The sequence below is a fragment of the Bacteroides sp. AM16-24 genome (assembly GCF_003471885.1).
Lineage (GTDB): Bacteria > Bacteroidota > Bacteroidia > Bacteroidales > Bacteroidaceae > Bacteroides.
Window position 1 is genome coordinate 14,250 of the sequence record NZ_QRKI01000017.1, and the last position, 25,692, is coordinate 39,941.

Below are 25,692 nucleotides of genomic sequence, written 5' to 3' on the forward strand. Positions count from 1 at the left end.
TAAAAGGTTCTCCATCATCAAATTCAGAAGTATCTATAATTACTTTCGCATTTTCTCCCTGCAATAAGACCGGTGTCCATAGATCACAATCACCACAAAACAGATGAACGGAAGGATGAATGACAGGTTCACAGCAGGCATACCCAGCAATGTACCACAGTCTATAATGCTTGCCTGAACCGGAGGTAATACCGAACCTCCGAGAATCGCCATAATCAATCCTGCGGCACCGAATTTGGCATCATCGCCCAATCCCTGCAAAGCTATACCGTAGATTGTGGGGAACATCAGAGACATACAAGCAGATACTCCTACGAGGCAGTACATCCCCCAGATATTCTGGAAACCAATCACTCCCGCTGTAAAGCAGCAAGCCACGATAGCCAGTACTTTCAGCAACAGTCCCGGACTGAGATACCTCAGGATAAACGTGCAGATGAAACGGCTGGCACAGAAAATAATCATAGCCACAATGTTATATTGCTGTGAAAGCACTTCCGCCGCCTTCTCTTCCATTCCTTCCGACATAAAATAGCGTGTACCATATTGAATGATAAATGTCCAACACATGATCTGCGCTCCTACATAGAAAAACTGTGCGATCACTCCTTCGCGGTAATGGTGTATACCGAATATCCGCTTCAATGTGGGCAGGAAGTTGATGTTATGAGACTGGTCGCCATTCTTCGGCATCTTCACCATGCGGATCACAATCAGCATAGCCAAAATGACAAGCCCGATAATCAGATAAGGCGCAATCAGTACCATCAGGTCTGAATCACGTACCGCAGCAAATTCTGTATCCGAAAGCTGGCTACGCTCCATCGTATCCATCGGGTTCAGACGGTTCTGGATAAAGTTCATCGCCACATACATACCCAACAACGAGCCCATCGGATTGAAAGACTGTGCAAGGTTCAAGCGACGAGTGGATGTAGCTTCATCACCCATAGAAAGGATATAGGGATTACAACTGGTTTCCAGAAACGAAAGTCCGCATGTCAGGATAAAGTAGGCTATAAGAAAAGGATAGTAATTACCTGTCAGCATAGCGGGATAGAACAGGAATGCACCGATAGCATACAGTCCCAGTCCCAACAGTACCCCTGCTTTATATGAAAAGCGACGGATAAAAATAGCTGCGGGGAATGCCATGGCAAAATATCCGCCATAGAAAGCCACCTGCACCAGCGCCCCGTCGGTAACACTCATACGGAAAATCTTGGAAAAGGCTTTCACCATCGGATTCGTGATATCATTGGCAAAGCCCCACAAAGCAAAGCAACTGGTGATAAGGATGAACGGAATGAGGTAGCTTACTCCGTCTTTACTGATAATGCTGTTTTTATTAGTATTATTCTTCATGGTAGTTATTTCTTTGGCTGGAATTAGTCATAAAGGTGGAAAATACGCTCCATTGGTTGCCATTTTTCGGCGGCTGTGGAACCGGGTTTTACAAGCTGGAAGATGGCCATATAGTCTTCCCATTCCTGTTGTCGGGGCAAGGTAGCGAGGCGCTCCATAGCTGCATTCCAGTCAAACCCTACAGGCACTTCGACTATCATGAACAGGCGGGTATCTAATAGATATATTTCCATTTCCAGAATGCCGACTTCCCGAATACCAGCAAGTATTTCGGGCCAAATAGCCCCTCGACTGTGCCGGCGGCGATATTCAGCTATCAACTGCGGATCGTCACGAAGTTCCAGAGTCCGGCAGATACGCTCCACCGGCTGATGATGCTCTTTGGCAGGATAACGTTTGATTGATGTGTCCATAGTAAATCAATATTGAAACGCAAATAAACACAGATTTTAGCAGACTAAAAAGTGATACGGTAATTATCTACGCAAAGCAGTGTATCCGCGTTCCGGCTAAGTTATTAAATAAATTCTTTGATATCTTCACGGCTGCCGATCTCTCCTTTGGTAATGGCCTGCACCAGGATACTACCGATAGCGGTTGCCTCTACGGGTCCGGCATAGACGGGAATACCCAAAACCTCGGCTGTCAGGCGGTTCAGCAGTGAATTACGGCATCCGCCACCGATGATATTGAGTTGTTCTATCGGGGCGGGAAGCAGACGGTTCAGTTGGTCTATCCCTTGCTTATAGCGCAGGGCGAGTGATTGGAGCACACAACGTACTACCTCACCGTAAGTTTCCGGTATAGGCTGTCCGTGCGCTTCACAATACTCCGCAATGGCATCTTCCATATCCACAGGGTTCTGGAATATCTTATCATCTACGTCAATGACGGATGGAATATCCGCAGATTCGGCGGCAGAAAGCAAGAAATCGTATCCACATCGTTCTCCTCTTTCTTTCCATTGCGCTATAAGGCGTTGCAAGATCCAAAGCCCGGTGATATTCTGAAGAAAACGAATCTTACCGCCTACCCCGCCCTCATTGGTGAAGCCTGCCCGGCAAGCTTCTTCTGTGAGGATAGGTTCATCCAGTTCAACCCCCAGCAGAGACCACGTACCGGAGCTAAGGAAAGCACAACGAGATTTATCCACCTGTGTCGAAGGAATCGCATAAACAGCACTTGCCGTATCGTGCGAACCGACGGCTATGACATCTACTTCATCCGTCAAGCCAATTTCTTCGGCAATCTCCCGTTTCAGTTTGCCACGTACCGTACCGGGCATCACAATGTCTCCGAAAAGATGTGCAGGTACTCCCAAACGCTGGATGAGCGGCTGATTCCAAGTCCGGCTACGCGCCTCAAGCAGTTCGGAGGTGGATGCAATACAATATTCATTATTTGCCACCCCTGTGAGGAAGTAACTGAAAAGATCGGGCATAAACAGAAGACGGTCGGCCACTTCCAATTGCGTATCACCGCTTTTCTTCATGCTATAAAGCTGGAAAAGTGTATTGATAGACATCACTTGTATACCGGCTTCCGAATAATGCCGAACAAGGTTGTCACCGAAAAATTCCTCCGGCAAACCATCCGTTCGGGGATCGCGATAACACACTGGATTTCCCAGCAAGTTACCGTTACGGTCTATCAATCCAAAGTCCACACCCCAGGTATCAATGCCAATGCTCCTGATACGATATCCCTTGCGCACCGCTTGCCGGAGTCCGTTCTTCATCTCATCAAACAGAGCTAGGAAATCCCAGTACACATGGTTTCCCATCCGCACCTGGCGGTTCGGAAAGCGGTACACCTCTTCCAGTTTCAACGTACCCTGGCAGATGGAACCGGCCATCACGCGACCGCTTCCACCTCCAAAATCTACTGCCAGATAGGTATTCATCATTTAGTCTTCTTTCCTAAAATGTATGTCTCAAGATCATCGATCTCTTCAGGAGTAAGTACGGTGTAGTCTCCTCCGGACTGGATAATGATGCGGCATGCCATTTCAAAGAACATAGCGCGTTCAAAAGCCTGGTCGAAGTCCTTGCCACACACCACCTGCCCATGTTTCAGCAAGAGGACGGAATTATGATCTTTCAGAGCATCAATCACTCCCTGTGCCAATTCTTTCGATCCCGGACGATAATAAGGAACTACCGGAATCTCACTTCCCACATGACAGGGGATCTCCGCTGTTACGTTGAAGTTCGCAGGATGATTCTTCATACACGCCACAGCCGTGGCATAGTGTGACTGGAAATGCAGGACTACATTCACATCCGGACGCTCACGAAGTACTCCCAGATGGAAACCGCTTTCCATAGAGGGTTTCACTCCATTCAATACTTCTCCTGTGGAAAGGCGGCAGACAGCTACTTTTTCTTTAGGTAGAGAAGGTACCCATGAACCTGTTCCGGAAAGCAGGACTTCGTCACCAATGCGCCAGGAGATATTACCGCTACTGCATATTGTCAATCCGGCATCTCCTACCCGATGCGCCTGGGCTATGAATTGTTCTATGTGTTCGTTTGTTATCATGTCTATTTCTATTTGTTATTTATAGATAGGTCCGTACGTTGTGCAAGCTCTATAATCAGCTCCTTCTTTATCCATGCCGAATGCATTCCAGGCAGCGGGACGGAATATCTTCTTCTCATCCACATTGTGCATACAAACAGGAATACGAAGCATGGAAGCCAACGTAATCAAATCCTGACCGATATGTCCGTAACTGATAGCACCATGATTAGCTCCCCAGTTATTCATTACCGAATACACATCTTCAAATGCCGGTTTATCGCAAAGACGGGGTACAAACCAGGTAGTAGGCCACGTACGGTCCGTACGTTCATCCAGTAGTTTGTGAACTTCCGGATCAATCTCTACCGTCCATCCTTCTGCAATCTGGAGCACAGGACCGAGGCCTTTCACAAGATTCAGACGGCTCATCGTCACAGGCATGCCGCCTTTAGACAGGAAGTTAGAAGAGAAACCACCGCCACGGAAATAATCACGGTTAGCGGGATACCAGGTGGTAGCTTCAAGACATTTCTCCATCTCGGTCTCGGAGATTTCCCAATGAGGTTTCATGGCAGGTTCACCCTGTGCATTCGTTTGCTGGCCTGTACCGTCCAGAGTGGTAGCACCAGAGTTAATCAAATGGATAATACCGTTAGCAGCCAAACCTGTCAATTCTTTACCCGTAACGCGTTTCACTGCTTCAGGACTCCAATATGTACGTACATCAGAGAATATCTGTGCACGGTTTGTCAGCAAATGACCGAAGAGCATGGCTACACCGTTGCAAGCATCGTTTTCAGTAGCTACTACGTATGCTTCACGGATACCGTTCCAGTCGAAAGAAGTATTCAGCAGAGCTTCGGAGTAGTCACCATTCGGATAAAAATCGGTCCACTGGCGTTGTCCCTGGAAACCGGCGGCAATGGCATTGTGTCCAAGTGCTTCTTCCTTGAATCCCATTTCACGAAGTTTCGGATTGCCTTGCATAAGGTCGCGCATAATGATAGTCATCTTCACAATGAATTCCCAATCTTCGTCTTTTTGCTCACGAGTCTTGGTCTTTGCGGGGATATTGAAATCCTTGCCCTCATTTTTCTTGCAATACTTTTCTGTCCATGCCATGGCTTTAGCGAACTCTTCCTTATCATAGATACCTTCAGTCATACGACGGATAATTTCAGTCAGGTCTACAGATTCGCAACGGATACCCAGATATTCCTGGAAGAAATCCGGGTTTACAATAGAACCGGCAATACCCATGGATACGCTACCCATCGACAAATAAGATTTTCCGCGCATGGTTGCTACTGCCTGTGCGGCACGTGCAAAACGAAGCAGTTTTTCTGCAACGTCGGCAGGAATGGAATTGTCATCCAGATCCTGCACATCACGTCCGTAAATGCCAAAAGCAGGTAATCCTTTTTGTGCGTGTCCCGCCAGTACAGCTGCCAGATATACAGCTCCCGGACGTTCCGTGCCGTTAAATCCCCAAACAGCTTTCGGATAATACGGATTCATATCCATAGTCTCGGCACCGTAGCACCAGCAAGAGGTCACTGTGATAGTAGAACCCACGCCTTCGCGTTCAAACTTCTCAGCACAAGCCGCACTTTCGGCTACGCGACCGATGGTACTGTCTGAAATCACACACTCCACCGGACTTCCGTCACCGTTCTTCAAGTTGCTGGTGATCAACTCGGCTACTGCTTTAGCCAGATTCATTGTTTTTTCTTCAAGGCTTTCACGTACGCCACCCTGGCGACCGTCGATAGTGGGACGAATCCCGATTTTCGGATACTTTTTCATGCTATCATTTATTTGGTTAATAAAACATCATCTATGCTGAACTGTGCTGAAATAAGTTTGTAAAAAAAGGCTATAAAGAGCCTCTTAAATTTACTTCCGTCGGCAGACAAACCTGTATGGGCTTGCCACTCAATATGAAATCTGCCGTCAGGATTCCCATCTTTTGCCAATCAACACTCATTACTGTTATTCCCTTATCAATCACTTCATAAGCCGGCGTATCATTATAGGCTATCAAGCCGAAATCAACGCCACACGTCAAACCTGCCGCACGGCTCTTCTTCACAATCTCTACCACATCCACTTGGCGGATGGCAATATAGGCTTCACCGGAATGCACTTCCCTGTCGTCCAATGTCTCTATTACCTCACATTCCAATTGATGATCTGCACAATATTTCCTGAAATAATCGCACGTCTCCTTGGGATGCTTACTTTCCCGTGCCAGAAACAGGATAAGCTTGCGATAGTTCTGCAACCTATCTGCCAATTGAGTCATAGCAGCGTAAAAGGCCTCACCGAAGTCCTGACAGATGTATGAATACTCCCGCTTATCAAACTGCCCGAAATCAAGCAGCAACAGGCGGGAAGAGTCTATCTTATAGAGATAAGGAGAAATTTTTTCGTTATCGAAGTTCATTACCACGTACTTATTATAACGGCCAATGGAATCGCGAAGAATAGCATTGAACAATGCTTCGTTATACTGATGAAACCACAGGTCTACCTTATAACGCGTGGAAAGACGGCGGATGATACTGTTATACAGCGTATCTTTAAAAGGTGAATATTCATCGAGCAGCAACAGGATATTTTTCTGACGGTTCACCACATAGTAACCTTTACCAGGAGTAGAGTCGATAATCCCCCGCTCTTTCAGATCAATAAAAGCTTTAAAAACCGTATCGCGGGAAACTTTATAATCGTGGCTCAGCTGATTGATGGAAGGCAGGGCGGTATCCGTCTTGTAACGTCCCATGGAAATGTCCTGGCTGATCAAATCGGCCAGTTGTTTCACCTTCGTCGTTTGTTGCCCGAAAATTGTTTTCATATTGCGTATAACAGGTTTAATCAAAGTAAGAATGACGCAGCCAACTGTGCTGAACTGTGCTGGTACAAAGAAAGATTATTTATTCTGAATCAGCAAGAAATAGGAATATGTTTTGCAGCATATAAAAACAAAAGCCCCGTCACATCTTCGCAATGTAACGGGGCGCTATCACTTTGTTATACAGAGATTATTTATACTCCGCCCACGATTTAATTGCCAGATCATCCAGCGTCATCGTACAGAAAGCATTGATGAAAGCACTTGCCAGGCGGGCATTTGTAATCAGTGGAACATTCAGGTCGATAGCGGCACGACGAATCTTATATCCGTTGCTCAACTCACCTGCAGTAAGGTTCTTCGGAATATTCACCACCATGTCGATCTCCTTTTTGTGCAGCATATCCAACGCTTGCGGCTGTTGGTTGGTCTCACTGGGCCAATACACCTGCGTATTCTCCACCCCGTTTTCCGTAAGGAACTTACTGGTACCTCCCGTTGCAAAGAGCTTATACCCTTTTTGCTGAAGCAGACGGGCAGCGGAAAGCATTTCCACCTTCTGTTTCGGTGTACCGGTAGAAAGCAGGATATTCTTCTTCGGTATGCGGTAGCCTACAGAAAGCATAGCCTTCAGCACAGCACAAGATGTATCACTTCCGATACAACCGACCTCACCTGTAGATGCCATATCCACCCCCAACACCGGGTCGGCCTTTTGTAAACGATTGAAAGAGAACTGGCTTGCCTTAATGCCTACATAATCCAACTCAAAGAGATTCTTATTCGGCTTTTCTACCGGAAGCCCCAACATCACCTTCGTAGCCAATTCGATAAGATTTATCTTCAGCACCTTGCTGACGAACGGGAAACTACGGGATGCACGCAGGTTACATTCAATCACCTTAATGTCATTCTCACGAGCCAGATACTGGATATTGAACGGACCGGAAATATTCAGTTCGCGTGCAATCTCACGACTGATACGCTTAATGCGGCGTACCGTCTCCACATAAAGCTTCTGAGGCGGAAATTGAATCGTAGCATCGCCCGAATGTACCCCGGCAAACTCAATATGTTCAGAGATAGCGTATGCCACAATTTCTCCGTTCTGTGCCACCGCATCCATCTCCACCTCTTTGGCATGTTCGATGAACTGGCTGACAACCACTGGATGCTTCTTCGATACATTGGCCGCAAGTTGCAGGAAGCGTTCCAATTCTTCCTGATTGGAACAAACGTTCATTGCAGCACCTGAAAGCACATACGACGGACGCACAAGTACCGGGAAACCTACTTCTTCCACAAACTCGTTGATGTCGTCCATGCTCGTAAGCTCACGCCAGCGAGGCTGGTCTACACCGATACGATCCAGCATGGCGGAGAACTTCTCACGGTCTTCAGCATTGTCAATGCTTTTGGCGGAAGTACCGAGGATAGGTACCTTCTGCGCATCAAGTCGAAGGGCAAGGTTATTCGGTATCTGACCACCGGTAGAAACAATCACCCCGTGCGGATTTTCCAGTTCAAGGATATCCATTACCCGTTCGAAGGTAAGTTCATCGAAGTAGAGGCGGTCGCACATATCGTAGTCCGTAGATACGGTTTCGGGATTATAGTTGATCATAACGCTGCGATACCCCTCTTTACGGATGGTATTCAGTGCCTGCACACCGCACCAGTCAAACTCTACGGAAGACCCGATACGATACGCACCGGAACCGAGTACAACGATGGATTTACGATCACCGAGGTAATGAACATCATTAGCAATGCCACTGTACGTCAGATACAGATAATTAGTCTGTGCAGGATATTCGGCAGCAAGAGTATCTATCTGCTTCACTACAGGGACAATGCCAACGCTCTTACGATGATTGCGCACATAGAGGATACCGTCTTCCATGTCCCCTTCATAACCGATGGCGCGGGCTATCTGGAAATCGGAAAAACCTTGTACCTTGGCTTTTTTCAGCAATTCAAAAGGCAGATCGGCTATCTGTTTGTGGTTCTTGCTCCACTGCTCCAACTCTTTGCTGGTGTTCATGATGTTCATCAGCTTCTCCAGGAACCACTTATCGATCTTCGTCAGTTCGTGCACCTGATCAACGGTATATCCGGCACGGAAAGCTTTGGATATGACAAAGATACGCTTATCCGTCGGTTCACGGAGCGCCTTGTCTATATCAGAGATAACAAGTTCCTTATTTTCCACGAAACCATGCATCCCCTGTCCTATCATACGCAGACCTTTCTGAATGGCTTCTTCAAAAGTACGGCCGATAGCCATCACTTCGCCAACTGACTTCATGCTGGAACCCAGTTCCTTGTCTACACCATGGAACTTACCCAAGTCCCAACGGGGTATTTTGCAGACCACATAATCCAATGCAGGTTCAAAGAAAGCACTTGTGGTTTTTGTCACAGAATTCTTCAGGTCGAATAATCCGTATCCAAGGCCGAGTTTTGCAGCAACGAAAGCAAGCGGATAACCCGTAGCTTTAGAAGCCAGAGCGGAAGAACGGCTCAAGCGGGCATTCACCTCAATCACTCTATAATCTTCACTTTCAGGATCGTATGCATACTGTACATTACATTCTCCTACAATACCGATGTGGCGAATGATACGGATAGCAAGTTCGCGCAGCTTATGATAATCGGAGTTACTGAGCGTCTGAGACGGAGCGATAACGATGGACTCTCCCGTATGGATGCCCAACGGGTCGAAGTTCTCCATGTTACAGACGGTGATACAGTTGTCAAAACGGTCGCGCACCACCTCATACTCCACTTCTTTCCATCCACGCAAGGATTTTTCCACAAGCACCTGCGGGGAGAAGGAGAAAGCTTTCTCAACCAGCACATTCAGTTCTTCTTCATTGTCACAGAAGCCGGAACCCAGTCCACCAAGCGCGTATGCAGCACGGACAATCACCGGATAACCCAGTTCGGCAGCAGCACGACGGGCATCAATAGCATTTTCTACAGCTTCACTTTTAATAGTCTTTACATTGATTTCATTCAGCTTATGCACGAAAATCTCACGGTCTTCCGTATCGATAATGGCTTGTACGGGAGTACCGAGAACTTTTACACCATATTTCTCAAAAACTCCATCTTTGTAAAGGGCGACACCGCAGTTCAGTGCCGTTTGCCCACCAAAGGCGAGCATAACACCATCCGGACGTTCTTTTTCGATGACTTTCTCTACAAAATAAGGAGTGACAGGCAGGAAGTAAATCTGGTCGGCAACGCCTTCCGAAGTCTGCACGGTAGCGATGTTCGGGTTGATAAGAACGGTATAGATACCTTCTTCTTTCAAAGCTTTGAGTGCCTGACTGCCAGAGTAGTCGAACTCACCTGCCTCACCGATTTTCAGTGCACCGGAACCGAGTAGCAGGACTTTCTTTATATTGTTTTCTTTCATTTATTGTACGTTTATAAGTGATTACAGCAGTTTCACGAACTCATCAAACAAAAACTCCGTATCCGTCGGTCCACTGGCAGCTTCCGGATGGAATTGTGCAGAGAACCAGGGATTCCGTTTATGTCTGATACCCTCATTAGACCCGTCATTCATATTGATGAACAGCGGTTCCCAATCTTCCGTCAGCGTAGTGTTGTCCACTGCATAACCATGATTCTGCGAAGTGATGAAGCAACGCTCCGTGCCCACCATACGCACTGGCTGGTTGTGACTGCGATGACCATATTTCAACTTGTATATCTTTGCTCCTCCTGCCTTACTCAGCAACTGATTTCCCATGCAGATACCGAAGATAGGTAGTTTTTCATTCTTCATTGCCCGGCGGATATTCTGCACCGCAGCATCACAGGTATCCGGATCACCCGGGCCGTTACTGATGAAAAGTCCGTCGAACTCCAGTTCATTATAATCATAGTCCCAAGGCACACGGATGACTTCCACATCACGCTTCAGCAGACAGCGAAGAATATTGCTCTTCACTCCACAATCCACCAGGACTACTTTCTTCTTACCCGCACCTTCGTTGTACCGGATTATCTCCTTGCAACTCACCTTATCCACATAGTTCACTCCCGCATACACGGCATCGGGCACATTCTCCGGTTCATCATCAAAAACAATCTTCCCCATCATCACGCCATGTTCGCGGAGCACCTTTGTCAGCTCACGCGTATCGATACCTGTGATGCCCGGCACCTGTTCGCGCTTCAGCCAATCAGCAAGGCTTTCCACAGCGTTCCAATGGCTAAAGTCCTCACTATAATCACTTACAATGATGGCTTCCGCATGGATACGCTCGCTTTCCATAAAGGTAGCCAGCCCATTCGGTTCGACAGTGAAAGGCGGCACACCATAATTGCCCACCAACGGATAAGTGAGCGTCATCAACTGTCCGGCATACGAGGGGTCAGTCAAGCTCTCGGGATAGCCCGTCATAGCTGTGTTGAAAACCACCTCTCCCGCTACCGGCTTTTCGTAGCCAAACGACTTGCCGTGGAAGCGGCTCCCGTCGTCGAGGATAAGAGTTACATTTCTCATATTTGTTATAAAAGTTACAAGCTAATTACTGTCAGAATTGATATACTTGTTCTATATAGTCAATGAAAGCATTATTCAGCATCTTCACCCCGCCCGGCGTAGGATAATCACCGCTGAAATACCAGTCTCCCCGATGATTGGGACAAGCCTCATGCAGCCCCTCCAACGGTTGGTATACGATTTCCACCTTCGCCTTTGTTCCGGCAGGTGTCAGCAGTTCCACCATCTTGGCGGAGATTTCCTCGTCAGTGAAAGGTGCATAGATATCCTTCACATAGTTCACCATTTGCTCCTTCGGCAGCCCCATCTGGTCTTTCGATTTGCGGTAGGCAGCGGCAATCACATCTTTCATATCCCGGTCTTTCAGTAATTCGATGGCAGCTTTGAAAGCGATGAATTCACTCATCTTTGCCATGTCGATGCCGTAATAATCGGGATAACGCACCTGCGGGGACGAAGAAACAATCACAATCTTCTTGGGACCCAGGCGGTCGAGAATACCAATGATACTCTGTTTCAGAGTGGTTCCGCGTACAATGGAGTCGTCAATAATGACAAGATTGTCCACACCCGGCACCAGACTGCCATAGGTGATATCATACACGTGCGCAGCCAAGTCATTGCGGCTGTTTCCTTCTGCAATAAACGTGCGCAGTTTGATATCCTTGATGGCTACCTTCTCACTACGGATACGGCGGGAAAGTATCTGCTCCAGTTCCTCCAGATTAGGGCTATGTCCCAGGGAAGCAATCTGTTGCACTTTCTCTTCATTCAGATAATCATCCAGTCCCTGCAACATGCCGTAGAAAGCAACTTCCGCTGTATTCGGGATGAAGGAAAACACGGTATGGTCAAGGTCTTTATTAATGGCTTTCAAGATGTTAGGTATCAGTTTCTCACCCAATAGTTTACGTTCCCTGTAAATATCCACATCACTGCCTCGTGAGAAATAAATACGTTCGAAAGAACAGGGTTTCACCTCACGCACTTTATTGATTTGGGTGGTGCGCAGCTTGCCTGTCTTGTTAATCAGCAAGGCTTGTCCGGGCATCAATTCCTTAATACTGCCTGCCGGCACATTGAAAGCGGTCTGTATCACAGGACGTTCGCTGGCAAGCACTGCCACTTCATCATCCTGATACCAGAATGCGGGACGGATTCCCCACGGGTCGCGCACGGCAAACGATTCACCGCTTCCCGTCAGTCCGCATATCACATAGCCTCCGTCCCACTCCTTGCTCGAAGTACGCAGCACGTTTGCCAGGTCCATATGATCTTCTATATAGTGAGTCACGCCCATGCCTGTCAATCCTTCCGCTTCGGCAAGATTGAAAAGGCGCTCCACTTCACGGTCAAGACGGTGCCCCACTTGTTCCAGCATGATGTACGTATCGGCATACTTCCGCGGATGCTGGCCGATAGCAGTGATACGTGCAAAAATCTCATCCACGTTCGTCATGTTGAAATTGCCGCAAAGAGCGAGATTCTTAGCCCGCCAGTTGTTACGCCTCAGGAAAGGGTGCACGTATGAAATGCCGCTCTTTCCGGTAGTGGAATAACGCAAGTGCCCCATGTAAGCCTCGCCCGCAAAAGGGAGGTATTTTTTAGCGTAATCCGCATCATGAAGCTGCTCTTTTGTCAGATCCTTAAAGTTGCCCTGCACCGTACCGAATATCTCAGTAATGGCGCCCGAACCGAGTGCACGCTCACGGAACATATACTCCTCACCGGGATTTGCTTCCAGCTTTACGCAAGCCAGACCGGCACCTTCTTGTCCGCGGTTGTGCTGCTTCTCCATCAGAAGATAGAGTTTGTTCAAACCGTACATCCATGTGCCGTACTTCTGTTCATAGTATTCCAGAGGTTTCAGCAGACGTATCATGGCAACGCCACATTCATGCTTCAGTTCTTCCATCAGTTCATTTACAATTTACAATGTACAAAGTACAATTTATCGTTTACTATTTATTTCATATTACCCTCTTTATTCCACTGTTACGCTCTTCGCCAGATTCCTCGGCTGATCCACATCCATCCCCTTGCATACTGCGATATGGTACGCCAATAACTGCAACGGTACCGTAGTAATCAACGGGTCAAGGCACTCAATTGTTTCCGGCAACTCGATACAAGTATCGGCAATCTTGCTGATAACCGTATCCCCTTTTGTCACCAGAGCGATCACTTTGCCCTTACGCGCCTTGATTTCCTGTATGTTGCTCAATACTTTCTCATAAAGCCCGTTCTGTGTAGCAATCACTACTACCGGCATTTCAGCATCTACCAATGCGATAGGCCCGTGCTTCATTTCAGCAGCCGGATAACCCTCGGCATGGATATAAGAGATTTCTTTCAGCTTCAACGCACCTTCCAGGGCTACGGGATACGAATATCCGCGTCCCAGATAAATAAAGTTATGCGCATACGTGAAAATCTTGGAAAGCTCTGCAATGCTGCCGTTCAGCTTCAGCACTTCTTTCATCTTATCAGGAATACGGTTCAACTCCTGCACGATGGCAAGGAATTGCCCCTCATCTATCGTATTCTTCTCTTTGGCAAGCGTCAGCGCCAGCATGGTGAGCACTGTCACCTGTCCCGTAAACGCTTTGGTGGAAGCCACTCCGATTTCAGGGCCTACGTGGATATAAGAGCCCGTATGCGTAGCCCTCGAAATAGACGAACCAATCGCATTGCAGATGCCATAGATAAATGCCCCACGGCTCCGCGCCAGTTCCACAGCTGCCAATGTATCCGCCGTCTCGCCACTTTGCGAAATCGCAATCACCACATCCTTACTGTCTATCACCGGATCACGGTAACGGAATTCTGAAGCATACTCCACTTCCACCGGAATGCGGCAAAGACTTTCTATCAGATGCTTTCCGATAAGCGCCGCATGCCAGGAAGTACCGCACGCCACGATGATGAAACGTTTGGCTGCCAACAGGCGGTCTTTGTTATCAATCACTGCGGAAAGCACCACATTTGTACTTTCTACATTGATACGTCCGCGCATACAGTCATGAATACAATCGGGCTGCTCAAAAATCTCTTTCAGCATGAAGTGCGGATAACCACCCTTTTCCAACTGCCCCAGGTTCAGTGCCACCGTCTTCACTTCGTGCGGACATTCCACATTTTTCAGGTTCACCACCTTCAGTTTCTCTCCGCGGCGGATGACGGCGATCTCTTCATCTTCCAAATATACGACTTTATCTGTATATTCCACAATCGGCGTAGCATCCGAAGCCAGGAAAAACTCATCTTCACCGATACCTACCACCAACGGGCTACTCTTGCGGGCTGCTATAATCTCATCCGGATTGTCCTTATCCAGCACGGCAATAGCGTATGCACCGATTACTTCACGCAACGCTAATTGCACAGCAGTCAGCAGATCTGTATTTTTGGATTTTTGGATGAATTCTATCAGTTGCACCAGTACTTCGGTGTCCGTACTGCTTTTGAATGAATAGCCTTTGGCCTGAAGTTTTTCTTTGAGGACGGCGTAGTTTTCGATGATACCGTTGTGGATGAGAGCAAGATGTTCGGAAGAGGAATAATGAGGATGGGCGTTAGCGGAGCAAGGTTCCCCGTGCGTAGCCCAACGGGTATGGGCAATTCCGATGTTACCGGAAATATCTTTTTGAGTAACGAAAGTTTCCAGTTCCGAAACCTTACCTTTCGTTTTGTAAACGTTCAACTGTCGGTTATCACTGATTAATGCTACCCCTGCACTATCATATCCGCGATACTCTAATCGCTTCAATCCTTTGATAAGAATGGGGTAGGCCTTCTTTGGACCAATATAGCCTACTATTCCACACATACTAATTAATATTTGATTTTGCGCTGCAAAGATATAAAAACCCGAGAACATAAAGTTAATGTTTTACCTATTTATTTATCAAAAGAATAGAAAAAAGATGTTTTCTTGTCAAAAAGTTAAAGAAAACAAACTTATGAAAGCAAAAGGAACAATTTTATAATCTCAAAGCAAGCAGTAGAATTTTAGTATTATATTGAAAGGAGATAGCGGAAAAATCTTCTAATCCGGCAAAGAGTGCCGTTTTTCAACGTTGCCAAATTGCCAAAAAGCCAAATAGCCAAAGCCAAAGGAAATGACTAATAAGATAAAGAGAACCCGTTGGCGGAATTAATTCATAACAAACATCGGTTGAAAGTGAAATTCACCCCATCCGCTGTTGAGCTAAATAAATTAGCTCATTAGAAGAAAAAAAGGAATCAAATGATAATTTAGCGTAGCCTAAGCCTTTCAGCCTTGAGTTGCGCAATAATCATCTGTTTGATTCATAACCCTACAAAAAGGAATAAAAGAGTGATAAGGTGGTAATGTGATAAAGTGGCTGCGCTATATATCACAGAATGTTATCCCACTACCACCTTATCACCTTATCACATTTTATTCATATCCCAGCAGAAAGAAGTTAATTCCACCAACGGGTAAAGAGACTAAATCCATGTTAAACCCATATCAACACTGTATCAAGTCCGTACCATCTCCGTATCTATAGGAACGAACTTGGTACGGAGTTGGTATGGACTTGACACGGAGTTGGTACGGACTTGGTTATATCCGGACAAGGACGAAACGAAAAAAATGTCATGCACTTCCTCTTTGGCTATTTGGCATTATGGCAATATGACAATTTCTCGAACGAGAGAAAGACATACTTGCAATATAAAACATAAAGTATATATTTTATTTCAATCTAAAACACAAAAGCACGTATTTTATTTCAATCTAAAACACAGTTCCAATAAACAGATATTTTGCAAGTCACAAAAACAAGCATTATAATACCAATTTGAAATTAAATTAATACTTTTGCCAAACATTTTGATAGCAATAATAGGTATTACTACAGAATAAAGTAAACTTAAAAAGATGAAAGAAGAACTTTTTAACAACGAAACAAAGAGAAAAGCCGGACAACAGGGAAAGGAAGAAAGCCAACATCCTGTATATCAACGACAGCCCAGGCAGTTGGGCTTGTATGATGCAGAGAACGAGCATGACGCTTGTGGTGTCGGTATGTTAGTGAACATACATGGAGGCAAGTCACACGAACTGGTAGAGTCTGCATTGAAGGTGTTGGAGAACATGCGTCACCGGGGTGCCGAAGGTGCGGATAACAAAACCGGAGACGGTGCCGGCATCCTGCTGCAAATCCCGCATGAGTTTATTCTTTTGCAGGGTATTCCTGTCCCCGAAAAAGGGAAATACGGTACAGGTCTTCTCTTTCTGCCGAAAGACGAGAAAGACCAAGGTGCTATCTTAAGTATTATCATCGAAGAGATTGAAAAAGAAGGATTGACATTGATGCACCTGCGCAATGTGCCCACTTGTCCAGAAATTCTGGGAGAATCGGCACTTGCCAACGAACCGGATATCAAACAGATTTTCATCACCGGATTTACGGAAAGCGAGACAGCCGACCGTAAACTCTATCTCATAAGAAAAAGAATAGAAAACAAAGTACGCAAATCGGATATTGCCACGCGCGAGGATTTCTACGTTGTCTCCCTATCCACGAAGAACATCATCTATAAAGGTATGCTCTCTTCACTGCAACTGCGAGGCTACTTCCCCGATCTGACAAACCCCTACTTCACCAGCGGCATAGCACTGGTGCACTCTCGCTTCAGCACTAACACCTTCCCTACCTGGGGACTGGCACAACCGTTCCGCCTCTTGGCGCACAACGGCGAAATCAATACCATCCGCGGTAACCGGGGTTGGATGGAAGCCCGCGAAAGTGTGCTCTCCTCTCCCGTCCTGGGCGACATCAGAGAGATACGCCCTATCATTCAGCCGGGAATGAGCGACAGTGCCTCACTGGACAATGTATTGGAATTCCTCGTTATGTCAGGCCTCAGCCTGCCGCACGCCATGGCCATGCTGGTGCCGGAATCTTTCAATGAAAAGAACCCCATCAGCGAAGATCTGAAAGCATTCTATGAATACCATTCCATCCTGATGGAACCATGGGATGGCCCTGCTGCCTTGCTGTTCAGCGACGGGCGTTTTGCAGGCGGTATGCTCGACCGTAACGGACTGCGTCCTGCACGTTATTTAATTACGCACAACGACATGATGGTAGTTGCCAGCGAAGTGGGCGTGATGGATTTCGAACCGGGAGACATCAAAGAGAAAGGACGCCTGCAACCGGGTAAGATACTACTGGTAGATACCGAAAAAGGCGAAATCTACTACGACGGGGAATTGAAAAAACAGTTGGCCGAAGCCAAGCCTTACCGTAGTTGGCTGGCAACAAACCGCATCGAACTGGATGAGCTGAAAAGCGGCCGTAAGGTAGCGCACACTGTGCCCGATTACGAGAGGATGCTGCGCACCTTCGGCTATTCCAAGGAAGATGTGGAGCGGCTCATCGTTCCGATGTGTACCACAGGTGCCGAGCCTATCAACTCAATGGGGAATGATACGCCGCTTGCCGTGCTTTCGGATAAGCCGCAACTGCTGTACAACTACTTCCGCCAGCAGTTTGCACAAGTCACCAATCCGCCTATCGACCCTATACGCGAGGAACTGGTAATGTCACTGACGGAATATATCGGCGCCGTGGGCATGAACATCCTGACACCCAGCGAAAGCCATTGCAAGATGGTGCGCCTCAACCATCCCATCCTGAGCAATGCACAACTGGATATTCTTTGCAACATCCGCTACAAAGGTTTCAAAACGGTGAAACTACCCTTGCTGTTTGAAGTGGCAAAGGGGCGTGCCGGATTGCAGGAAGCACTCACAGCACTTTGCAAGCAAGCGGAAGAGTCCGTCAGCGAAGGAGTGAACTACATTGTACTAAGCGACCGTGATGTGGATGCCACTCATGCGGCTATCCCCTCCCTGCTGGCAGTAAGCGCAGTGCACCACCACCTGATTTCGGTAGGAAAACGCGTACAGACGGCATTGGTAGTGGAAAGCGGCGAAATACGCGAGGTGATGCACGCAGCCCTATTACTGGGATTTGGCGCCAGCGCCCTGAACCCTTACATGGCATTCGCCGTGATCGACAAGCTGGTGGCGAAGGAAGAAATCCAGTTGGATTATGCCACTGCCGAAAAGAAATATATCAAAGCCATCTGCAAGGGACTGTTCAAGATTATGAGTAAAATGGGTATCAGTACCATCCGCTCGTATCGGGGAGCGAAAATATTCGAAGCCGTAGGTTTGAGTGAAGAGCTTAGCAATGCTTATTTCGGCGGGTTGAGATCCACTATAGGCGGTATCCGGCTGGATGAAGTGGCACACGATGCAATAGCATTCCACGATGCAGGCTTTGCCGCACAGGTAGACGGATTACTCCCCAACAACGGTTTGTATGCTTTCCGTAAAGACGGAGAAAAACATGCCTGGAATCCGGAAACCATTTCTACCTTACAACTCGCCACACGCTTGGGCAGCTATAAGAAATTCAAAGAATTCACCAGTCTGGTAGATGGAAAAGAAGCGCCTATCTTCCTGCGCGACTTCCTGGATTTCCGCCGTGCCCCCATTTCTATAGATAAGGTTGAACCGGTAGAAAGCATCATGCACCGCTTTGTGACGGGTGCCATGAGTTATGGATCTATCAGCAAAGAAGCGCATGAGGCAATGGCCATTGCCATGAACCGGATTCACGGACGCAGCAACACAGGTGAGGGAGGCGAAGACAGCGCACGCTTTACGCCCCGCGAAGACGGAACCAGTCTGCGTAGTGCCATCAAGCAGGTGGCTTCGGGACGTTTCGGCGTAACAACGGAGTATCTGGTGAACGCCGATGAAATACAAATCAAAGTGGCACAAGGGGCCAAACCGGGTGAAGGCGGTCAGTTGCCGGGCTTTAAAGTAGATCAGGTGATTGCTAAAACACGTCACTCCATTCCCGGCATTTCATTGATTTCTCCCCCGCCCCATCACGACATTTATTCTATTGAGGACTTGGCACAGTTAATCTTCGACCTGAAGAATGTAAATCCCCGTGCCAAGATCAGTGTGAAACTGGTAGCTGAAAGCGGCGTAGGAACCATTGCAGCCGGAGTGGCCAAAGCAAAAGCCGACCTTATTGTCATCTCCGGTGCCGAAGGAGGCACGGGCGCCTCTCCTGCCTCCAGTATCCGCTATGCCGGTATCTCTCCTGAACTGGGACTGAGTGAAACGCAACAGACCCTTGTACTGAACGGTCTGCGCGGGCAAGTGATGCTGCAAGTGGACGGACAACTGAAAACCGGTCGTGACATCGTGCTGATGGCAATGCTGGGTGCCGAAGAGTTCGGATTTGCAACCAGCGCTTTGATTGTACTGGGCTGCGTCATGATGCGTAAATGCCATCAGAATACCTGCCCTGTGGGTGTGGCGACACAAAATGAGGAACTTCGCCGACGCTTCCACGGACGTAGCGAATACCTGGTGAACTTCTTCACTTTCCTGGCACAGGAAGTGCGGGAGTATCTCGCCGAAATCGGTGTGGAACGTATGGATGACATCATCGGACGCACGGATCTTATTATCCGCAAGTCAGAAAACGAATCCCCTAAGCAATCCCTGATTACTTTCGACCAAATACTGGCACGCGTTGATAATGGTGCAGCCATCCGTCACACCATCGACCAGCAACATGGCATCGACCACGTAAAAGACGTTGAGATGCTGCATGCCGCTACTGAAGCTCTGGAAAACCAGAAAGAAATCTCACTGGAATATACGATTGCCAATACAGATCGTGCTTGCGGAGCCATGCTTTCGGGCACCATTGCTGCGAAGTACGGTGAAGCGGGACTGCCGGAACATACGTTGAACGTAAAGTTCAAAGGTTCTGCAGGACAAAGTTTCGGTGCATTCCTTGTACCGGGTGTCAACTTCAAACTGGAAGGTGAAGCGAACGATTACCTCGGCAAAGGCCTTTCGGGCGGACGGATTGCTGTGTTGCCTCCGGTACGCTCTAACTTCCAGGCCGAGAAGAATACGATTGCAGGAAATACCTTGCTCTATGGCGCAACCAGTGGTGAAGTTTACATCAATGGGCGCGTAGGCGAGCGTTTTGCTGTCCGTAATTCCGGTGCCATTGCCGTTGTAGAGGGTGTAGGCGATCATTGTTGCGAGTACATGACGGGCGGTCGTGTGGTAGTCCTCGGTTCAACAGGGCGTAACTTCGCAGCCGGCATGTCGGGCGGTGTAGCATACGTGTGGAATAAGGATGGAAACTTCGATTATTTCTGCAATATGGAAATGGTGGAACTAAGCCTCATAGAAGAAGCCTCCTATCGTAAGGAATTGCACGAACTCATTCGTCAGCATTACCTCTATACAGGCTCCAACTTGGCACGCATCATGCTTGATGACTGGAACCGATATGTGGATGAGTTTATCCAGATAGTCCCCATCGAGTACAAAAAGGTGTTGCAAGAGGAGCAAATGCGGAAACTGCAACAGAAGATTGCAGAGATGCAGAGAGATTATTAGAATTGACAGTTGACAATTACTGTTTAGTCGCCTACTTAATTATGCAAACAAACTAATTACAAACATTTACTTAGTCAAACTAAAGAATAGTATAATGGGAAATCCAAAAGCATTCTTAAACATACCACGACAGGAAGCGGGATACCGTCCTGTCCACGAACGCATCACCGACTTCAGTCAGGTGGAGCAAACTTTAAACAGTCACGAACGCAAACTCCAGGCATCACGTTGCATGGATTGCGGTGTACCCTTCTGTCACTGGGCATGCCCGTTAGGCAATAAACAGCCAGAATTTCAGGATGCACTTTATAAAGGTAAATGGCGTGAAGCATACGAAGTGCTCGCCGCCACAAACGACTTCCCCGAATTTACCGGACGCATCTGTCCGGCACTTTGCGAAAAGTCGTGCGTACTGAAGCTTTCGTGCGATGAGCCTGTCACCATTCGTGAAAACGAGGCAGCTATTGCCGAAGCGGCTTTTCGCGAAGGTTACATCGTGCCCATTCAGCCCGAACGTAATGGAAAGCGGGTTGCCATTATCGGTGCAGGTCCTGCGGGACTCTCCGCCGCCTGCCGGCTGAATGCTAAAGGCTATGAAGTAACCCTTTTTGACAGCAAACCCATGCCCGGCGGATTACTACGCTATGGTATTCCTAATTTTAAACTCGATAAAGCAGTAATCGACCGCCGGATGGGAGTACTTGAAGCCGAAGGCATCAAGTTCGAAATGGGCGTAACGGTAGATGTACAGAAACTCCCTGCCGGCTTTGATGCCTACTGCATCTGCACCGGGACACCGCAGGCACGCGACCTCAACATTCCCGGACGCGAACTGAAAGGTATTTATCTTGCCCTTGAAATGCTGTCCCAGCAAAATCAGATTCTCGATGGAGAAACGTTCCCCAAAGACCGTCTGGTAAATGCCAAAGGCAAACGGGTTCTCGTCATCGGTGGCGGTGATACAGGATCGGATTGTATCGGTACGAGCATCCGCCAGGGAGCCGTGAGTGTGACACAGATTGAGATCATGCCACAGCCTCCCGTAGGTCACAATGACGCTACTCCCTGGCCGCAATGGCCCATTGTGCTGAAGACGACTTCAAGTCACGAAGAAGGTTGCACGCGCCGCTGGTCGCTGGCATCCAATCAGTTTATTGGCAAGAATGGAAAAGTCTGCGGTGTAGAGGTGGAAGAAGTGGAATGGATTCCGGCTCAGGATGGTGGACGCCCTACCATGAAGCCTACCGGAAAGAAGGAAGTAATAGACACCGATATGGTGCTTCTGGCCATGGGCTTCCTGAAACCGGAACAGCCTGAATTTCCGGAAAATGTGTTCGTGGCAGGTGATGCGGCACGTGGTGCCAGCCTTGTGGTGCATGCACTTGCGGACGGACGGAGAGTAGCGCAACGAGTTTCAGAGTTTTTTTTGGGGGGCGAAGGACGCAGATAAAAAGTCATCCACCACAATTCATAATTTATAATTAATAATTAATCATCATGTGTGGAATCGTAGGTATCTTCAATATCAAATCTCAATCCCAGGAATTGAGAAATAAGGCGCTTCGAATGGCGCAGAAAATCCGTCATCGCGGACCGGACTGGAGTGGTATTTATGTAGGCGGCAGTGCCATCCTGGCTCACGAACGTCTTTCCATCGTCGATCCGGAAAGTGGCGGACAACCTTTGTACTCTCCGGATGGCAAGCAAATCCTTGCCGTCAACGGTGAGATCTATAATCACCGGGAAATCCGTTCCCGCTACGCCGGCAAATATGCTTTCCGTACAGGATCGGACTGTGAAGTCATCCTCGCATTATATAAGGATAAAGGCATTCATTTCCTTGAAGAATTGAACGGTATCTTTGCCTTTGCCCTTTACGATGAGGAAACAGACGATTACCTGATTGCCCGTGACCCTATCGGGGTAATCCCTCTTTATATCGGTCGTGACGACCAGGGACATATCTACGTCGGTAGCGAACTGAAAGCTCTTGAAGGTTTCTGTGATGCCTACGAGCCTTTTCTACCCGGACATTACTTCTGGGGACGCGAAGGGAAAATGCACCGTTGGTATCAGCGCCCTTGGACCGATTATGCCGCCGTCAAAGCCAATGACACCACCGCCCGCCGGGCTACCCAACCGGAAATCAACAGCGTAAAACTCTCCCTTGAAGCTGCCGTGCAACGTCAGTTAATGTCCGATGTTCCTTACGGTGTTCTGCTCAGTGGTGGGCTCGACTCTTCCGTCATCTCCGCCATTGCCAAGAAGTATGCCCGCAAGCGTATTGAAACCGATAACCAGAGCGAAGCCTGGTGGCCTCAACTCCACTCCTTTGCTGTCGGCCTGCACGGTGCACCGGACTTGGTTAAAGCCCGTGAAGTGGCGGAATACATCGGCACTGTTCACCATGAAATCAATTATACCATTCAGGAAGGGCTCGATGCCTTGCGTGATGTCATCTACTTTATCGAAACATACGACGTTACCACTGTGCGTGCCTCCACACCGATGTACCTGTTGGCACGTGTCATCAAGTCTATGGGCATCAAGATGGTGCTTAGTGGTGAAGGTGCCGATGAGGTTTTCGGGGGTTATCTCTACTTCCACAAAGCCCCCACACCGCAGGCTTTCCACGAAGAAACGATCCGTAAGCTCTCCAAACTGCACTTATACGACTGTCTGCGTGCCAATAAGAGCCTTGCTGCCTGGGGGGTGGAAGGTCGTGTTCCCTTCCTCGATAAAGAGTTTCTGGATGTGGCAATGAGCCTCAGCCCTGCCGTCAAGATGTGTCCGGGTAAAGAAGTAGAGAAACGCATTGTGCGCGAAGCTTTTCAAGATATGCTGCCTCAGAGTGTTGCCTGGCGGCAAAAAGAGCAGTTCTCCGATGGCGTCGGTTACAATTGGATCGATACACTGAAGGCCATTACTTCTGCCGCCGTGACCGACCATCAGATGGAACATGCTGCCGAACGGTTTCCCATCAATCCGCCACAGAATAAGGAGGAATATTACTATCGTAGCATTTTCGAGGAACACTTCCCCAGTCAGTCGGCTGCCCGAAGCGTGCCCAGTGTGCCAAGCGTGGCTTGCTCCACTGCTGAAGCACTCGCCTGGGATGCGACGTTGCAAGGGAAAAATGATCCGAGCGGACGGGCGGTGGCAGATGTGCACGAAGCGGCATACACATTATGAAATTGTAATGCCACACTTCAGCAGGTAAAATGCCACATCTAAACAAACGTAATGCCACACTTCAACGGTTACGAAGTGTGGCATTACATGTATTTAAGTGTGGCATTGGGAACGATGAAGTGTGGCATTCTGTCACTCAACAACCCATTTCTCTATATTCCTTGTTTTATTACTGAAGTTCACACCTATTTTGAATAATTTCCTCGGATCTGCCTCAAAAGGAAGAGCATACTGTTTTTCTTCTATTTGTTGCAAAGCCTCCTCTGCAGTACCTTCCAGCTTGAATTCCATGACATAAATGTAATCGGCAGTCTTCACCACCAAATCCACCCGCCCTTCCGAAGTGTGATACTCCGCCTGTGTATAGAAACCTACCAGTTTGAAGACGATAAACAGTACATTCTGATAATGTAATTCCAAGTCTTTCACTAATTCATAAGGTGTGTCGGCAAAGAAGCTTTGCAGCCTCTTAAAGAAAGCGTTAGGTTGGCCCATCTCTATCTCACGGACAAATTTTTGTATCTCAAACGGTGCTTCTAACTGGTTAAAACGGGTATAAAACGGCATCAGAAATCTGATAAAGCCCTCTTCTACTTCCCGGTTTGGGAAACCAAGACGGTAAAGCCCGAAACGTTTGTCATACCCCTTTATCGTGAGATAACCGCTTTGGAAAATAACTGGTATAGGTTCGTTGTCGCCATAAATACAGTTCAGCACATCAGCATCCGTTTCTTCATGTGCCATGCGCTCCAAATTGTAATGATTGCGTTTCAACAATTCCACAAGGTAAGTGGGTGTTCCGGTCTCAAACCAATAGTTACCGAATTTCATCTTAAAGAATGTATTCAGCAAACTGAAAGGATTATAGATGCCGTCCGTGTTTTCTGTAAAGTGGTAACCGTCATAGCAGACCTTCAGTTCATTGCATACTTCCTGATACGTCATTTTCTGCGCGGCTGCCAATTCGTGCAGGTCTTCTTCAAAATTAAGATGTATCTCCTTTTCGGTGATTCCACAGATGGAAATGAACGGCTCGTCCATGGAGATGTCATTCAGATTGTTCAGGTCACTGAACACACTTACTTTGCCGAACTTGGTCACTCCCGTCAGCAAGGCAAACTTGATGCAGCCGTCCATGGTTTTCAGTACGCCATAGAAAGGTTTCAGAGTGTTGCGGAATTCGCGTTGCAGTTCCTCGTTGCCGATAGCTTGGAGCAAGGGTTTGTCATATTCGTCGATGAGAATGGCTACACGCTCACCACTTTGCTCATAGGCTCGTCCCACAACTCCTGCAAAGCGTAATGCAAGGGTCGTTTCAGCAGAACGCGTTCCGTAAAGTGACTCCCAGTAGTCAAGCGTTTCATTCAGTATCTTGTCCAGACTATCCGGCGTATCATATTTCCCGATATTCAAGTCCAGATGCAACACAGGACGCTTCACCCAATCTTTTTCCAAAGTGTCCACCGCCAAGCCTTCAAATAAGTCCCGTTTCCCTTCAAAATAGGCTTCAAGCGTGGAAATCAGCAAACTCTTCCCGAAACGACGGGGGCGGGAAAGGAAATAGTAACTCCCACTCTTCACCAACTTATACATCAATGCGGTTTTATCCACATATACATATCCTTCTTTACGAATCTTCTCGAAGTTCTGTATCCCGATGGGATATATTCTGTCACCCATGTCCTTGCCTCCTTCTACTATATAATATTCATTAATGCTACAAAGATAATGCAAACCGAGAGCAGAATAAAA

The 25,692-nt window shown here is 47.7% G+C and carries 14 protein-coding genes; 3 read left to right on the forward strand and 11 right to left on the reverse strand.

Features of this window, described 5'->3' with window-relative positions:
• Positions 1-39 precede the first annotated feature (39 nt).
• From fucP to glmS, 10 genes are all read right to left on the reverse strand, one after another.
• The gene (fucP, locus tag DW182_RS17380; protein ID WP_118296328.1) at positions 40-1,365 is read right to left on the reverse strand and encodes an L-fucose:H+ symporter permease; all 1,326 of its coding nucleotides are present in this window, start codon (positions 1,363-1,365) and stop codon (positions 40-42) included.
• Between the two features lie 23 nt (positions 1,366-1,388).
• Positions 1,389-1,778, reverse strand: a complete 390-nt coding sequence (locus DW182_RS17385) for an L-rhamnose mutarotase (protein ID WP_115503407.1) — start codon at positions 1,776-1,778, stop codon at positions 1,389-1,391.
• A 104-nt stretch (positions 1,779-1,882) separates the two neighbouring features.
• Positions 1,883-3,268: a rhamnulokinase family protein gene (locus DW182_RS17390; protein WP_199678617.1), complete on the reverse strand. Its 1,386-nt coding sequence runs from the start codon at positions 3,266-3,268 to the stop codon at positions 1,883-1,885.
• Entirely contained in the window at positions 3,268-3,906 is a 639-nt protein-coding gene (locus DW182_RS17395; RefSeq protein ID WP_118296330.1) for a class II aldolase/adducin family protein, read from the reverse strand. Before DW182_RS17395 ends, DW182_RS17390 begins: the two co-directional genes overlap by 1 nt.
• Positions 3,907-3,921: 15 nt before the next feature.
• Positions 3,922-5,694 carry an L-fucose isomerase gene (gene fucI, locus DW182_RS17400; RefSeq protein WP_118296331.1) on the reverse strand — a complete coding sequence of 591 codons (1,773 nt, stop codon included), beginning with the start codon at positions 5,692-5,694 and terminating at the stop codon, positions 3,922-3,924.
• A 70-nt stretch (positions 5,695-5,764) separates the two neighbouring features.
• On the reverse strand, positions 5,765-6,745 hold the full coding sequence (locus tag DW182_RS17405) for a GntR family transcriptional regulator (protein ID WP_007662388.1): 981 nt from the start codon (positions 6,743-6,745) through the stop codon (positions 5,765-5,767).
• A 187-nt stretch (positions 6,746-6,932) separates the two neighbouring features.
• Complete coding sequence (carB, locus tag DW182_RS17410; RefSeq protein ID WP_007662387.1) at positions 6,933-10,166, reverse strand: carbamoyl-phosphate synthase (glutamine-hydrolyzing) large subunit; 3,234 nt, start codon at positions 10,164-10,166, stop codon at positions 6,933-6,935.
• 21 nt (positions 10,167-10,187) lie between these two features.
• Entirely contained in the window at positions 10,188-11,264 is a 1,077-nt protein-coding gene (gene carA / locus DW182_RS17415) for a glutamine-hydrolyzing carbamoyl-phosphate synthase small subunit (RefSeq protein WP_118296332.1), read from the reverse strand.
• 31 nt (positions 11,265-11,295) lie between these two features.
• Complete coding sequence (locus DW182_RS17420) at positions 11,296-13,179, reverse strand: amidophosphoribosyltransferase (protein WP_118296333.1); 1,884 nt, start codon at positions 13,177-13,179, stop codon at positions 11,296-11,298.
• A gap of 69 nt (positions 13,180-13,248) precedes the next feature.
• On the reverse strand, positions 13,249-15,093 hold the full coding sequence (glmS, locus tag DW182_RS17425) for a glutamine--fructose-6-phosphate transaminase (isomerizing) (RefSeq protein WP_118296334.1): 1,845 nt from the start codon (positions 15,091-15,093) through the stop codon (positions 13,249-13,251).
• A 1,080-nt stretch (positions 15,094-16,173) separates the two neighbouring features.
• Between glmS and gltB the strand changes: the two genes are divergently transcribed.
• From gltB to asnB, 3 genes are all read left to right on the forward strand, one after another.
• Positions 16,174-20,748: a glutamate synthase large subunit gene (gltB, locus tag DW182_RS17430; RefSeq protein ID WP_007662378.1), complete on the forward strand. Its 4,575-nt coding sequence runs from the start codon at positions 16,174-16,176 to the stop codon at positions 20,746-20,748.
• A gap of 94 nt (positions 20,749-20,842) precedes the next feature.
• Positions 20,843-22,198, forward strand: coding sequence for a glutamate synthase subunit beta (locus DW182_RS17435; protein ID WP_118296335.1), 1,356 nt, complete (start codon positions 20,843-20,845; stop codon positions 22,196-22,198).
• A 47-nt stretch (positions 22,199-22,245) separates the two neighbouring features.
• Positions 22,246-23,940: an asparagine synthase B gene (gene asnB, locus DW182_RS17440; protein ID WP_007662374.1), complete on the forward strand. Its 1,695-nt coding sequence runs from the start codon at positions 22,246-22,248 to the stop codon at positions 23,938-23,940.
• A 132-nt stretch (positions 23,941-24,072) separates the two neighbouring features.
• On the opposite strand, the gene DW182_RS17445 is transcribed toward asnB, so the two are convergent.
• The gene (locus DW182_RS17445; protein WP_117706497.1) at positions 24,073-25,620 is read right to left on the reverse strand and encodes an ATP-binding protein; all 1,548 of its coding nucleotides are present in this window, start codon (positions 25,618-25,620) and stop codon (positions 24,073-24,075) included.
• Positions 25,621-25,692 lie beyond the last annotated feature (72 nt).

Bases quoted from the DNA above. Each gene is read 5' to 3' on its own strand.
- DW182_RS17420 (WP_118296333.1), bottom strand. From the start codon at position 13,179: ATGGAAGAACTGAAGCATGAATGTGGCGTTGCCATGATACGTCTGCTG.
- asnB (WP_007662374.1), top strand. From the start codon at position 22,246: ATGTGTGGAATCGTAGGTATCTTCAATATCAAATCTCAATCCCAGGAA.
- DW182_RS17395 (WP_118296330.1), bottom strand. From the start codon at position 3,906: ATGATAACAAACGAACACATAGAACAATTCATAGCCCAGGCGCATCGG.
- carB (WP_007662387.1), bottom strand. From the start codon at position 10,166: ATGAAAGAAAACAATATAAAGAAAGTCCTGCTACTCGGTTCCGGTGCA.
- carA (WP_118296332.1), bottom strand. From the start codon at position 11,264: ATGAGAAATGTAACTCTTATCCTCGACGACGGGAGCCGCTTCCACGGC.
- DW182_RS17390 (WP_199678617.1), bottom strand. From the start codon at position 3,268: ATGAATACCTATCTGGCAGTAGATTTTGGAGGTGGAAGCGGTCGCGTG.
- fucP (WP_118296328.1), bottom strand. From the start codon at position 1,365: ATGAAGAATAATACTAATAAAAACAGCATTATCAGTAAAGACGGAGTA.
- DW182_RS17435 (WP_118296335.1), top strand. From the start codon at position 20,843: ATGGGAAATCCAAAAGCATTCTTAAACATACCACGACAGGAAGCGGGA.
- DW182_RS17405 (WP_007662388.1), bottom strand. From the start codon at position 6,745: ATGAAAACAATTTTCGGGCAACAAACGACGAAGGTGAAACAACTGGCC.
- glmS (WP_118296334.1), bottom strand. From the start codon at position 15,093: ATGTGTGGAATAGTAGGCTATATTGGTCCAAAGAAGGCCTACCCCATT.
- gltB (WP_007662378.1), top strand. From the start codon at position 16,174: ATGAAAGAAGAACTTTTTAACAACGAAACAAAGAGAAAAGCCGGACAA.
- DW182_RS17445 (WP_117706497.1), bottom strand. From the start codon at position 25,620: ATGGGTGACAGAATATATCCCATCGGGATACAGAACTTCGAGAAGATT.
- fucI (WP_118296331.1), bottom strand. From the start codon at position 5,694: ATGAAAAAGTATCCGAAAATCGGGATTCGTCCCACTATCGACGGTCGC.
- DW182_RS17385 (WP_115503407.1), bottom strand. From the start codon at position 1,778: ATGGACACATCAATCAAACGTTATCCTGCCAAAGAGCATCATCAGCCG.